The 13,364-nt window shown below is 50.1% G+C and carries 10 protein-coding genes and 1 pseudogene; 5 read left to right on the top strand and 6 right to left on the bottom strand.

Translation table 11 applies throughout. The features are described 5' to 3' along the window. Positions 1 to 233: 233 nt before the first annotated feature. The 5 genes and pseudogenes from ACXAIC_RS24305 to ACXAIC_RS24285 all read left to right on the top strand — a co-directional run. Positions 234 to 587 (top strand): annotated as a pseudogene (locus ACXAIC_RS24305) (integrase core domain-containing protein); the annotation flags it as partial. Positions 588 to 891: 304 nt separating this feature from the next. Further along, the gene (locus ACXAIC_RS24300; protein ID WP_475186922.1) at positions 892 to 1,890 is read left to right on the top strand and encodes a hypothetical protein; all 999 of its coding nucleotides are present in this window, start codon (positions 892 to 894) and stop codon (positions 1,888 to 1,890) included. Between the two features lie 213 nt (positions 1,891 to 2,103). Continuing rightward, complete coding sequence (gene pseB / locus ACXAIC_RS24295; RefSeq protein ID WP_475186926.1) at positions 2,104 to 3,102, top strand: UDP-N-acetylglucosamine 4,6-dehydratase (inverting); 999 nt, start codon at positions 2,104 to 2,106, stop codon at positions 3,100 to 3,102. After that, positions 3,102 to 4,268 (top strand): UDP-4-amino-4,6-dideoxy-N-acetyl-beta-L-altrosamine transaminase, encoded by a 1,167-nt coding sequence (gene pseC / locus ACXAIC_RS24290; RefSeq protein ID WP_475186917.1) that lies wholly within the window; start codon positions 3,102 to 3,104, stop codon positions 4,266 to 4,268. The genes pseB and pseC overlap by 1 nt, the downstream gene beginning before the upstream one ends. After that, positions 4,252 to 5,235, top strand: coding sequence for an aldo/keto reductase (locus ACXAIC_RS24285; RefSeq protein WP_475186913.1), 984 nt, complete (start codon positions 4,252 to 4,254; stop codon positions 5,233 to 5,235). The genes pseC and ACXAIC_RS24285 overlap by 17 nt, the downstream gene beginning before the upstream one ends. Before the next feature lie 29 nt (positions 5,236 to 5,264). Here ACXAIC_RS24285 and ACXAIC_RS24280 read toward each other — a convergent pair whose 3' ends face one another. The 6 genes from ACXAIC_RS24280 to ACXAIC_RS24255 form a co-directional block, all read right to left on the bottom strand. After that, positions 5,265 to 6,626 (bottom strand): surface carbohydrate biosynthesis protein, encoded by a 1,362-nt coding sequence (locus tag ACXAIC_RS24280; protein WP_475186911.1) that lies wholly within the window; start codon positions 6,624 to 6,626, stop codon positions 5,265 to 5,267. A gap of 198 nt (positions 6,627 to 6,824) precedes the next feature. Further along, positions 6,825 to 7,883 carry a pseudaminic acid synthase gene (gene pseI, locus ACXAIC_RS24275; protein ID WP_475186909.1) on the bottom strand — a complete coding sequence of 353 codons (1,059 nt, stop codon included), beginning with the start codon at positions 7,881 to 7,883 and terminating at the stop codon, positions 6,825 to 6,827. Between the two features lie 14 nt (positions 7,884 to 7,897). Further along, positions 7,898 to 8,446 (bottom strand): formyl transferase, encoded by a 549-nt coding sequence (locus tag ACXAIC_RS24270; protein WP_475186905.1) that lies wholly within the window; start codon positions 8,444 to 8,446, stop codon positions 7,898 to 7,900. Between the two features lie 154 nt (positions 8,447 to 8,600). Next, entirely contained in the window at positions 8,601 to 10,118 is a 1,518-nt protein-coding gene (gene pseG, locus ACXAIC_RS24265) for a UDP-2,4-diacetamido-2,4,6-trideoxy-beta-L-altropyranose hydrolase (protein WP_475186924.1), read from the bottom strand. Positions 10,119 to 10,156: 38 nt separating this feature from the next. Then, positions 10,157 to 10,852: a PIG-L deacetylase family protein gene (locus ACXAIC_RS24260; protein ID WP_475186902.1), complete on the bottom strand. Its 696-nt coding sequence runs from the start codon at positions 10,850 to 10,852 to the stop codon at positions 10,157 to 10,159. 2 nt (positions 10,853 to 10,854) lie between these two features. Next, on the bottom strand, positions 10,855 to 12,930 hold the full coding sequence (locus ACXAIC_RS24255) for an aminotransferase class III-fold pyridoxal phosphate-dependent enzyme (protein ID WP_475186900.1): 2,076 nt from the start codon (positions 12,928 to 12,930) through the stop codon (positions 10,855 to 10,857). Between the last annotated feature and the right edge of the window lie 434 nt (positions 12,931 to 13,364).

Raw genomic sequence — 13,364 nt, 5'->3', positions numbered from 1 at the left:
ACGCCGTGAAAAGCCAGCTCGCAATCATGTTCGAAGACCGCTTCCTAATGGCGTAATCAAAGCGCCAGGGCACAGAATTCCGGACAGTCTCTGTGGCATCCGGTCTCCTCAGCGGTGTGGTTCATGCAAAACCACTGTTGAGACCTGCGACCGGTTATGGCCACCCGCTGCGCTATGTGAGGGCTGCGCTGGCGGCCATAACCAATCTGCAGCCCATATTCCCGACGTGCTATGGAACGGAAATGACCTCCCATGCCGTATTGGCCTGGTGTCAGGATACCGGCATCGAATGGCATTACATCGCGCCGGGAAAACCAATGCAAAATGCCTTCGTGGAAAGCTTCAACGGCAGGCTTCGGGACGAGTGTTTGAATGAAACCCTTTTTTCCAACCTGACAGAAGCGAGAACAATCATCGAGAATTGGAGGAAGGACTACAATACAACAAGGCCACACACGTCCTTGGGTGGGATCGCCCCGGCCGATTATGCAAGAAAACTCATCACAAGCCGGCCTGCTTCGCTTGAGCTGCGCAATGGCTCCGCTCAGCAGGCCTTGACCACAAGCCAAACATCAGAAACAACGTGAACGGATCCTACGCTTGAACGGCCCGGATCAGAGGGCTGGGTCAAACGGAACAAATCGTTCCCTTGCACCGCTCCAGACTAAGAAGCATTCAGGGCTGGGCCACAGACGGGAGAGTTCTTGAGCTATACTGTCCTAATTGCAGGCGAACTTCCCAACGGCAGCCGCAGCCTCGGTTCACGCTGCTTGCTAGAGCTAAACGAAACGCGGTGATGCAGCCGTGGGCAGAAGAGACAGTTTTCAACCGCTTGGTTACGGGAAATGAAGCTTTATCCAAATGTTGTTGACTATGCGACAATCAGCATAGGTGAATTCCATTCAACAGGGTTTAAATGCTGTTATCATCTCCATCGATTTTCCCATTCTAGTTGTGCATCAAATGGAAACGCTATCTGACACTTACAACAAAATCACTCTTCATATTGGCGCACACCGAACAGGTTCGTCTTCACTCCAAGCTGCGTTGCATATCGCCGAACGCGAATTGGCAGCAGCCGGGCTTGATGTAATCAAACCGCAAGTTGCCGGATTTAGAAAATCTGCGGATCATAGACGAGCCCTATCTCGGTTTCTCGAAGCACATCATAGTGTAAAAAGAAAAGGGTTTCCCGGAAACGTTGTTGCAGCTTCTAGTTTACGAAAGCACGCGCGCGACTATCTAGCATGCGCTCCAAGACAGAACGTGGAATTGCTTTGGTCGGACGAGAATATCCTTGGAAAAGCAATTTCATCTGACGCACCCGGCGTGCTTTATCCCGATGCAGTTGAAAATCTGCGAGGCTTCAAAAGAATTGCGGGAGAAAATGTGTCGAGAGTGGTTATGTCAATTAGGTCCTATCCCGAGTTTTTGATATCATATGAAATTATGCAACAGGTTTACGGTGGAGGTGGGATCGGATTGAGTCAATTGCAGACTTGGGCTGGCAGGAACTTTCAAGGTTGGGGCCATCTCGCAAGAGCGTTACCCGATGTTTTCAACAATGCTTCAATCGAAATATGGCCATTTTCTAGCTTCCACATTTCTGACGTCTTTAATAATCTTACCTCCCGAAATCTCTCTGGGGGTCATTTAGCTGAATTGAGAAATGTTGTGAATGCATCCGCGACAAAGGAAGCCCTTAGCGCGGTGAAGGATAAAAAAATTACTTGCAAACTCGAAAAAAGTGACATCGACAAAATAATAGATAAGTACAAAGACGGTAAAAAATTTGATGAACGCGATTTTTTCTCATCAGATTTCTTAAAATACCTTAATCAATCCTACGAAGTTGATTCTCAGGAAATTGTAAGAACAGTCAACAAATAAAAAAATCCTGAAAATAGCATCTTTTAGTTGAACAACTAGCAAGTTTTTTAATGAGTCTACCCTCAGACCTTGACAGGTTTCATTTTTTAAGTGAGCAGGGAATAGAACTCGTTTCTGCCATGGTGACCTCAGATTTGGTCGAAATAGGAGAAGCAGTCTCGGACAGGCGGTCCGTTGGACCTTCCAATCACAACTAAAGCAGGCCGAAAAACGATGCTTAACGGCTCGAATATCCTTGTTACTGGTGGCACAGGTTCATTTGGACATGAATTCGTCCGCATGACACTTCAGCGTTTCGATCCCCAAAGAATAATTATTTTTTCGCGGGATGAGATGAAGCAATGGGAGATGGCCAAGCTCTTCCAAGACGAGAGCCGAGTGAGGTTCTTCATTGGTGACGTAAGAGACCGTGACCGCCTCTACCGTGCCATGAACCGTGTCGACTTCGTCGTTCACGCTGCTGCCAGCAAAATTGTCCCTACCGCGGAATACAATCCGTTTGAGTGTGTTAAGACCAACATTAATGGAGCCATGAACGTCATTGACGCCGCTATCGATAACGGTGTCAAACGTGTTGTCGCGTTGTCGACCGACAAAGCATCCAGCCCTGTCAACCTATACGGGGCGACGAAGCTGGCGTCCGACAAGCTTTTTGTCGCAGGAAACTCCTATGCAGGCGGAGAGGGTACGCGGTTTTCCGTTGTCCGATATGGCAATGTTATGGGGTCACGTGGATCTGTCATTCCTTTCTTCATGTCGATCAGTGACAAAGGTGTTCTTCCGATCACCGATGAGCGCATGACTCGCTTTATGATAACTCTCGATCAAGGAGTCGAACTCGTCTGGCACGCCTTTGACGATATGGTTGGAGGTGAAATATATGTGAAAAAGATCCCGTCAATGAAGGTTACGGAAATAGCACAGGTGGTTGCGCCGCATGCGAAGCTGAAAATTGTCGGAATTCGACCTGGTGAGAAACTACATGAGCAGATGGTCGGTTCGGAAGATGCGCATTATACCTATGAATATGAGGAGTATTTTAAAATTCTACCCAGTATTCATAAGTGGGACACTACCTCGGAGAGGATCAAGAATGGCGTCAAAGTTGCTGAGAATTTCCTCTATGCAAGCGACAACAACCCGGAATGGATGACACCAGATCAACTGCAGGACTGGATTAATCGAAACCGGTCGAAGATCGGTAGGCTCTGATGATTCCATATGGCAGACAGTGGATAGATGACGACGACATTGATGCCGTCGTGTCCATCTTGAAGTCAGAGTTTCTGACACAGGGGCCTGCCGTCCAGTGTTTCGAATCTGCGGTTGCTCGAAAGGTCGGTTCCAAGTCTGCAGTGGCCGCCAACTCAGCAACGTCTGCCCTGCACCTCGCCGTGCTAGCCTTAGATGTCGGCCCTGGTGATACCGTGTGGACATCTCCGATTACCTTCGTCGCCTCGGCCAACTGTGCCCGCTATTGCGGTGCAAGCGTCGATTTCGTCGATATCGAGGAAGGTACATTCAACATGTCAACCGCTGCTTTAGAGAAAAAGCTCGGCGAGGCAGAGGCGCGTGGTTGCCTTCCTAAGGTGATCATCCCAGTTCACATGTGTGGGCAATCGCCTGACATGGAACGGATATCATGCCTTGCCAAGCGCTACGGCATCAAGATCATCGAGGATGCAAGTCATGCCATAGGCGCCTATTACCTGAATGAACGTGTCGGCAATTGCACATTTTCCGACATAACAGTCTTCAGCTTCCATCCGGTAAAGATAATTACCTCCGGTGAGGGCGGCATGGCTGTCACAAATGATAGCGAATTGGCGGCAAGAATGGAGGAATTGCGCAGTCACGGCGTTACCCGGGACGCCGGGAAAATGACAAAGCCTTCCGAAGGCCCTTGGTATTATCAGCAACTTGAACTGGGTTATAACTATCGGATGACCGAGTTGCAGGCGGCCCTGGGACTCAGTCAGCTACACAAGCTGGATGTTTTTGTATCTCGCCGTCACGAACTTGCAAAGAACTACGATACCCTGCTGCAAGGCTTGTCCATCAAAACGCAAGTTCAAACTGATGACACTTATTCCGCATTCCATCTTTATGTTATCCGCCTCCAAGCAGCGTCGGCCGCTTCCCACAGAGCAGTTTTCGAAAAGATCCGTAGCAAGGGAATCGGTATTAATCTGCACTACATTCCCGTTCATCTGCAGCCCTACTATGAAAGACTGGGCTTCAAGGAAGGTGATTTTCCTGAAGCCGAACGGTACTATCGGCAAGCAATTACCTTGCCCTTGTTCCCCCAAATGAGCGAACTTGACCAGTGTGAAATCGTGAAGGTTTTGAAAGACGCCTGCGATGATTGCGGCGTCTGATTTTATGGCTACGCGCAAGACGAGCGGAAGCCGCAGAACATCAAGCAAACTTGTTCTCGGAACCGCACAGCTCGGACTGGCCTACGGCATCGCTCGTGAACACTCACCCGACCGTAACGAAAGCATCGAAATCATAAAGAAAGCCGTGGCCGGCGGGGTTCGCTTTCTCGACACAGCAAATGCTTATGGCTGCAGCGAGGACATCATTGGTGAAGCACTTGCTGGCTGCAACCACAATAACTGTAGGGTGGTTACTAAACTCAGTCCCTTATGCGGTGTGGACGAAGACGTCAACGAACCAGCAGTGAAGTCCCTGGTCGAAGAAGGCCTTCATCAGTCGATGCGGGCGCTTCGCCAACCCGCTCTGGATACGGTTCTCTTACACCGAGCAGCGCATATTCACATGTGGAATGGTGTAGTCTTCGATGTACTGCAGAAGTGGAAAGCCTCGGGGCTCATTAGTTCGATCGGCGCATCTGTCCAATCGAACGAGGAACTGGCAAGCGTTCTGGAAATCAACCAAGTTTCGCACATTCAAATGCCATACAATATACTTGATCACCGATGGGATGCGGCGGTCGAGCAAATCAAGGCTGCGAAGCAGAACCGGGATCTTACCATTCACATCAGAAGTATCTTTCTACAAGGTCTTATGATGACCAACCAGCTTTCCCTCTGGCGGCAAGCGCAAGTGCATGATCCCACGCCGATCCTAGACTGGCTCAAATCACTTTGCCAGACCCACTCGCGACCCGATGTGGCCAGCCTCTGTATCTCTTGGGCGCTTGGGCTTGATTGGGTGAATGGAATTATCATCGGATGTGACAATCTCAGTCAACTCAGTCAGAATCTACAACAATTTGAAGAAGAAGCACTCTCGCAGGAACAAGTCGATCAGATCCATTCTACCAGGCCTGTTTTGGCTGAACAAACACTGAATCCCGCATTTTGGCTCAATCGAGTGTGATCAAAAGCACTCTCTGCGATTGCTCAAAATTACAGGTTCTGTGCAATCAGGAACATGTTCCCGGAGAGCATTTTCACGTCGATATTGCCCTTGATCGAAGTCGCCGCCTGGATCTGGCAAATTTTCTTCGTGACGTCGTGTTTCTGCATGTTCGGGAACTTATGGCCAAGCCTCGTCTTTGATTTTGTCCAAATGGTTGCCTTCAGAGCCTCTTTTGCGCGCTTAATTCCCTGCTTCAATATGATCCTGTTCCAATCATTGGATTCGATCGGCCTATCAGCAAGAAGATCTTCCCAGCACTCGATTATTGCGTCTGCAGCAAACGTTCCGCCTTCAAACAAGACCCGCTCTGCAACGAGATCTCGGTCAGCAGAGTTATCTCGATAATCATTTGAGGATCTTTTTGTCCTCAGCTCTCGCAGCGCATTCGTGAGTTGCTCTCTGGTCGAAATTCTCATTCCAAGTGAGTTTGGTATTTCTCTTGAGTATCTCTGCTCGACCGGCTTATAGGTCAACACTGGAATTCCTGATACAGTGGCTTCCATTGCGGTCGTGCAGCCATTTTGCATTATTGCGATGGCATTGTGGACCCAAGGAGTAATAGAACCGGAACGGGTAATCTTGATGTTTTCATACCTCGGATCGACCATCGCCCTCCAGCTCTCAGGCTGCTCGACGGGATGGGGACGCACTACTATATCAATATCTGGAAATTCTTCTGCCAAGTGCTCTATTGCCTTGATAAACTCATACATCACGATCACTGTTTCGGCGGCTCTGTAGTACCGATTTTTTTCGTGATTGGGATCACGGTCAAAGTAGCCAGCGTTCCTCTCGAAGCGGATTAGGTCCCAGAAATTTCTGTAGTTGTTTAACACGCCAAAATTCGAGGAAACTAGTAGGTAGGGCCTGTTGGGCATGTCGGCCGGCTTTACAGAATAGTCCTTCCCCTCCGGACGCCAAAAATCAACTCTGGGCGATCCGGTCATGTACATCAAATGTTGATGCTTAGGAAAGGTTTTCTTCAGCTGGTTGTAATCCTGTGGACCCCAGCAAAAAACAGCATCGGCAAGGTTCAGCATTTCTTCGGAATAGCGCTGGTCGACGAAGCGCCCATAACTCGCATCGACCAGACCACCTTCTTCATCGATACTAGTGATCAAAAAACCTGCGCCCTTAAGCTTGCTGTGCAGTTCTTTTTTCCGCTTACTTGGGGTTAAACTCTTTGTGTGGTATATGCCGGGGACCAGATCATGCCGCCTCCTGAGCTGATCGATTGCGCGTTCCTCGCCAATCAATACTCTGTGACCACGTGCGGCGGCCTTCACGGCAAGGAGGAGCTTGCTATCCAGTTCCCGGGCAGCGACTTCGAGATTGATGTAAATATTCATTGCAATTGCGGTTCTCTGCCAATCAAAGCCCAATAATCCTGAAATGGAAGCATCCGGCCTTGTACCAGATTAAATGTACCTAATCGTGGTTCCGAACTCGGCGTAACCAAATTCCTGCTTCGACGCCAGTGGCACGCGGCCACAGGTCCAATGCCATATTTTTACCGGATCGTAACTCACTTTGCCACGGCCTAGTCCTCAGTCCTGATCGAGATGACTCCACTCCAACGGTGTGCCTCTTGAAATGTTTTCACGCGCCACCTTGCCCATCACACTATCAATATGCTTCGGTTTAAGCCCTTGGCCGGGCCGAATGCAGCGCACATTCTCAGAGGTTAGTTTGTCCCCTTTCTTGATGTCCTTAACAGCAAACAATGAGCGCCGGAACTGGATATTTTTCACTTCGCTCAATTTTTGACTGTAGCCGGGTCGTCCGATTGCTTTGTGCGCAGTTGCGGTGTCCTTCACGAGCGTTTCCAGTTCATGAGGCTCAAGTGAAAAGGTGGAGTCGACGCCACCGTCTTTTCGTGAAAGAGTGAAGTGCTTTTCGATGACACAGGCTCCCATCGCTACAGCCGCAACGGACACTGCGGTGCCAAGCGAATGGTCGGACAGTCCGGTAATACATCCGAAGCTCTTCCGCAAGTCCGCAACCGTCGCAACATTGCAATCCTCGAACGGGGTCGGATAACCCGAGACACAGTGCAAGAGTACTATGTCGTGACATCCTGCCGATTTTGCAGTCTCTACGGCTTCGCTAATTTCGTTCTCGTCTGCCATACCCGTGGACATAATCATCGGTTTTCCAGTCGAAGCCACCCGCCGGATAAGAGGCAGATCGACAAGTTCGAAAGACGCAATCTTGAAGGCAGGCGCCTCCAAAGTTTCAAGAAAATCGACAGCAGTCTCATCGAACGGCGTCGAAAACATCAGAATACCTAGTTCTTTCGCACGGCGAAACAGAGCAGCGTGCCATTCCCAGGGTGTAGCAGCCTCCTGGTAAAGCTCATAAAGTTGCCGACCACTCCAAAGTCCTCCATCGATCATAAATTCGGGGCGATCGCAGTTTATTGTCATGGTGTCAGCAGTGTAGGTCTGCAGCTTGATAGCGTGAGCGCCTGCGTTATGTGCGGCGTCTATAATCTGAAGTGCTCTTGCAACATCACCCTTATGGTTTCCGGAGAGCTCTGCGATGATGAAGGGGGGATGACCGTCACCAATGAACGTATTACCAATTTTTATCTTTTGATCCGCCATGTTACGCACCTAAATTACCTTCTTTTACGCACTTCTAGGACAACTTTTGCAGTAAGATACTCACCATCGAACGCTGCATCAGTAAAGTCTAGGCGCAGTTTTCCTGTCTCCAAAAAGGCGTTTGGATACCCCTCTGCATCAAGCATTCTGATGATGTCATAGGCTTCCCGCAATGATTGGGCGTTTTCCAGCGAGCCATTTTCCGGCTTCTGTCTCTTGAATTTGACGGGTCGTCCTTGTTGCGGCTCCGGAACCGGATTGGTCGCGACAATCTGCGCTATCATTTTAGCTGTGATGGGCACAAGACGATCAAAGATCTCCCGAGCACTGCCCTCAAGTGAAAGAGGCGATTTCAGGTAGACTGGGCCTGCATCCAATTCGTCGACGCACTTCACAGCAGAAACCATTGTCTCCTCATGCCCGCGCAGAATCAAATTTTGCAGCGGACTGCCTCCCCGCCCATACGGCAGGTCTGTCATATGAAAAATTACGCAGTTGAAAGAGTCATAGATTCCTTTCGGGATCCAGGTCGACCAGTGCAGGACAAAAACGAATTTCGGCATGATCCTTTCAAGTGTCTCGAATGTGAAATCGTTGCTGCTACCCAAAAAAACGGTTCTTAGACGTAGTTCATCTGGAAGCAGTTCATATGTGGTTCGGCCCCATTCTTGAGAAGATACGACGACAAATCTAACAGACTCTTGTTCCATCATTGGGTTACACCGCCAATATGCGATCAGACTGAGAAAAGACATGTATCTGCCGGCTTGCGTCGACGGCTTCCTGAAAAGCACCCGTTTTTCGAAAGGCTCTTAGTGAAGCCATGTTGCTGGTCTTCACTTCCCCCGTCACGCGAGCAATTGAGGACATTTCGCGGATCTTCGCCAACATTTTCGTTAGTAAAGCAGACCCGTAACCACGACCGCGCGCCAAATTGTCTACACTGAAATCGATCAAGTGCGCACCGTTATCCGGTTCAAGACGAACCTGACCGATCGGGAGGCCGGACCTCGTCATCAGAATCCACATGTGACAAGAGGGATCGGCTAGCTTTTTGTCGAACCAATCGGAATGCTCCTGCCAGATTACCGGTGCGCTGTTAAAAGCGTTTGTTCGAACGGATGGGTCGTTTATCCAGTGAAAATAAATCTGCCGGTGATCCATGGTTGCAGGCTTAAGCATCAATTCGTCCACGCTGGACGGCATCAAACATTCTGCAACTCTCTCAGCGCCGTATGCATCCGTAAGGGTCCGTGATCTACGAAAAATGGAATAGTTTTTTTCTCGGTTGGACACAGCTTGAAGCACTGTCTGGCGGAGGGAGGAATCGCTTACTGAGCGCCAATCGCCGGCATAATATATGAGATCAGCATCAATCAGTTCCTTCGTGACCGGCAGCTGATTGTCGGCGATGGCTGTGACCACTGCAGGTAACCCAAGTGCGCATCGTTCCCAGGTAGACGTTCCTCCCGCGCCGAGTACCAAATCCGATTCCACCATCAGGTCAGCAAGGCTCTTCAATCCCTCATAAATCTTAGTTCCGGGGCGATGTGCGCACAGGCTCTCTATTCGGTCGCGATTCCGGTTCCGAACACCGATTACGACATGAACCTCCAAGTCCAGAAAAGGTTCTTGGGCAAGGATGCGAACTGCACGACAGGTTTCGTTGGTAGAGTCGGAACCACCGTAGAACACCATCACGCTTCGAATCGGCGCGTCATATGATCGTTCAAGTAGTGCCTTTCTGTAGTCCTTTTGCAGCAGGGCAAACCACGGACCGCTGAGCCTTATGCATTCTTGCGGTACCAAGCCCGCGTAACGTTCTGCCCCCGATGCGAAGAAATTTTGGTCCAGAAGCAGATCACAGTCATGCTTCCTATCAGCGAGATCGTCGATTACCGCAATCTTTCTTGCATACCCTCGCATGATCCCTTCCCATCGATGATCGAGCGCGTAATGATCCACAACAAGCCAATCTACCATTCCTCCTATAGCCTGGAGAGACTGATGTGCATCCACTTCAGCAGAAATGCCCAACCAATCACTGTACGAACTCGGCTTTTCGGAACAAGATCCCGCAGGCATTGCTGGCGACACAAGAGCCTTAACGGAGAATCCTATCGCACGAACCTCCTCGCATATATGGCCTTCATGCTGACGCATAACGAATATGCACTCTGCACCAAGATCTGTCAGACGGTCCGCCAACGTCAAACAACGAATAGCATGCCCCATGCCTATCCGCGACGAAGCATCCACGCGGAAGACTATTTTCATCCGACAAGCTCACGTCCGAGCATGAAGGCTTCTGCAGCTTCAAATCCGGCAGCTCCCCCCCTCCATCGCGCATGATGTTCAGCAGCCTTGATCGATCTTGAGTGCGGCCACGGACGCATTTCCATTCCATATGCCTCAAGTGCAGCAAGTTTTTTCGAAAGCGTCTTGCCGATATCGACAAAGGTCGTAGGCATAAAGGCCTGTGCACCGTTGGGCGTTTGCCATTCCGTACTAGAGGCAACCTCGAAAAAGTAAATCTGCCTAGTGCAATGCCCTGGCTGCGGTCGGCAAGCTGTAATGATGGCTTGGTGCGCGATCCGGTGGTCCACATTAACGTCGCCTGCGTGATGGGTGTAAATCGTGTCGGGTCTGAACTCGGCGATAACTTTTTCGAGCGTTTGAATAACCTCGATCAATGGAACCGTATCCATCCTGTTGTCCGGAAAGTCAAAAAACATTGGAGCTCTTGCGCCCAGAAGGTGACACGCCACCTCAGCTGCCTCTCGGCGCTCGGTCAATTTCGACGCATTTATCTCGTCAACATTGTGTCTTGCACCAACACCATCCGCAAGAAACAGCACTGTCACAGCGGCGCCGGCGTCCGTCAGCCGCGCTATGGTGCCCCCGCATCCTAATACCTCATCATCCGGATGTGCCGCTACTACCAAAACATTGTTTTGCGAAAAACTCATTCTTAATTAAGCCTTCTAAATCCCTCGTGACACACCGGTCCCTCCAGAAGTTTGTCAATCGAACGGCCGTCTTCGCACTCTCGAATAGTGGCGAATATTGAGTCGAGGTGTTGGAAATATTCGTCAACGACTGGTTGGGAATGCTCGGTGCACGCATATACGGCATGTGCGGCCAAGAAGCCCCGTTTTAGCATTTCCTGAGTGATGTACGTCTTGTATTTGAGCCAGTCGTTCGACTTGATGCTAAAGCTGCACAGGGCCGACAAGCCGCTTACAGTCAACTCAAGACCATGTTTCTTCGCAAGCTTCATCCACTGATCGCCGATGTCCCGCCCGATTTCAGTAATGACTTCCCAAGAACGGGTGGTTTCCATTACCTCAAGCGTCTTAAGGGCCGCAGTCGGGCCAATTCTCTCCGTCCAAAACGTGCTGCTGATAAATGTGCTTTGCGCAGCCTCCATCACTTCTCGACGCCCGATGGCTGCGGCAATGGCATAGCCGTTGCCAAGCGCCTTGCCAAACATAGCTATGTCAGGTTCAACACCGTACTTTTTGTGCAGACCACCGAATGTCTCCCGGAAACCCGAGGTGCATTCATCGAACACGAGGACGATGCCGCACTTAGTGGCCAGTTCCCGAACCTCCTGTAAGAATCCCTCTTTAGGTCCCTCATTTCGCGACACTTCCATTTTGATGACACCTATATCGTGTTCATCAACCAGCGCTTTCAGTCCCGCGAAATCATTGTACTGAAAAGTGAAGATGCTACCTCTGAGCGCCCTCGGAACACCATTCGGCTCCAGTCCAGGCAGAAGGTGACCGTCAAGTCTCTTTTCGTTTCCAAGATTTGCCGCCAAATACCAATCGTGCCAACCGTGATAGCCGCATATCGCTACCTTGTCGCGGCCCGACGCGGCCCGAGCGATCCGAATGGCAATCGCGTTCGCTTCTCCACCTGAGCGGGTAAACCGAACCATGTCAGACCAAGGATGGAGTTCGACCAATCGCTCTGCCAGCCAGACTTCTTCAGGACAGTTTAAAGTGGACATGTTACCGGTCCGGACAGTTTCCATCACCGCGGCATCAACTTCGAGGTTTCCATATCCGAGCGTATTCGTGCCGATACCCATGATCGACATATCTATGTATTCGCGGTCATCTAGATCCCACAGACGGCAGCCTTTAGCTTTGCTGAAATAGGCTGGCCACTGTCCGGGCAAGAACATTTCTGCACGCTTTGAAAGAAGCATATTTCCGCCCGTGATCACCCGCTTCGCCCTACGCCAGAGTTTTTGTCCTTCCCCCATTTTTGCTCCTTCGTTACGCACATGTTGACTATTCAAGCTAAAAAGCCCGGGGTTTACGTCTTTCAGCTTCAGGACGTCGCACCATCCGAAATGAAAATTCTTCGGAAAACTTTCGAAAATTCTTGATATCAACTCATAATCTTCAGGTTCATCCAAGGTCCAGCGTTCCGACGAAAAATCGTCATGTGCCGATAGGTTATTTCTGAAAAAGCCCGGTCCTTGCCGGAGGTAGGTTGTAACGTGCTCGCGTTCAAAATCTTGCGCCACGTGTCGCCACGCTGTTTCGAGAGCTGTGAATTGAAATACTTCCACATCAAGTCCGTCGGGGAATGTCGGCGGATTGACATTACTCGTATAGTCGTTGTTTTGAGTTTGATGAAGTGTGACAACTTGGTCGACTATATCGGCATCGACCAGGGGACAATCCCCGGTAATTCGCACGACGGTGTCCGCACCATGTTCGCGCGCCGCCTGATAGTAGCGATCAAGAACATCTAATTCCGCACCACGATAGACAGAGATCCCCAACCCTTCGACATGTGCGGCGAGGTCATGGTTTTCGGCCGATGTCGACGTCGCCAGTACGATCTTGTTGACGGATTTTGCGAGTTTCAAGCGTTCGATAAGAAGCTCGATCATCGGCCTTCCAAGTACCGGAAGCATTACTTTTTTTGGAAGTCGCTTAGACCCCATGCGTGCTTGAATAATGGCGACTGTAGTCAATTCTTGATGTCCAGATAAACTAGGTGTTTCTGCGATGCAGTTGGCCATTTGTGGAGCCTAATCACGGTTGTATCTACGACGTATCTTTTCAAGCAAGCAGATTTTTTCAATCAAGTTGCAAAAAGAAAATGGTAAACATGAGTCGGATTGCTGCATCGGATGCGTAGCCCAAGGTCGGCGGATAAAGTACCATTGAAGGTGCCCGTTCGGTCAAGTAGGTCAGAATTGATCCTGCTGTTTCGACCATTTTGCAGCCCAGTTAAGGTGGATCTGGGTTTCATTTAAGCTGACATTTTCATAGGCTCCGTTTTGCTGGCATAGTGAACCGCACCGGGTTTGCCGGAGGCTCCAACTCCTGAGTAGGATGGAGCACGATGAGTAAAACAACAAACTAGAGCGTTTCCCGCTTACTCCGGCTCATATCCTGCGGCAGCGAAGTAGTTTCTTGCCTCTGAGGGCGTGACTGCGTCTATCGCAGACGC

Source organism: Roseibium sp. AWQ4_254, assembly GCF_056161025.1.
Note: the sequence above shows the minus strand (reverse complement) of the source record. Positions and strands in the feature narration are given on the sequence as shown.

Bases quoted from the DNA above. Each gene is read 5' to 3' on its own strand.
- pseB (WP_475186926.1), top strand. From the start codon at position 2,104: ATGCTTAACGGCTCGAATATCCTTGTTACTGGTGGCACAGGTTCATTT.
- pseC (WP_475186917.1), top strand. From the start codon at position 3,102: ATGATTCCATATGGCAGACAGTGGATAGATGACGACGACATTGATGCC.
- ACXAIC_RS24285 (WP_475186913.1), top strand. From the start codon at position 4,252: ATGATTGCGGCGTCTGATTTTATGGCTACGCGCAAGACGAGCGGAAGC.
- ACXAIC_RS24280 (WP_475186911.1), bottom strand. From the start codon at position 6,626: ATGAATATTTACATCAATCTCGAAGTCGCTGCCCGGGAACTGGATAGC.
- pseI (WP_475186909.1), bottom strand. From the start codon at position 7,883: ATGGCGGATCAAAAGATAAAAATTGGTAATACGTTCATTGGTGACGGT.
- ACXAIC_RS24270 (WP_475186905.1), bottom strand. From the start codon at position 8,446: ATGCCGAAATTCGTTTTTGTCCTGCACTGGTCGACCTGGATCCCGAAA.
- pseG (WP_475186924.1), bottom strand. From the start codon at position 10,118: ATGGGGCATGCTATTCGTTGTTTGACGTTGGCGGACCGTCTGACAGAT.
- ACXAIC_RS24260 (WP_475186902.1), bottom strand. From the start codon at position 10,852: ATGAGTTTTTCGCAAAACAATGTTTTGGTAGTAGCGGCACATCCGGAT.
- ACXAIC_RS24255 (WP_475186900.1), bottom strand. From the start codon at position 12,930: ATGGCCAACTGCATCGCAGAAACACCTAGTTTATCTGGACATCAAGAA.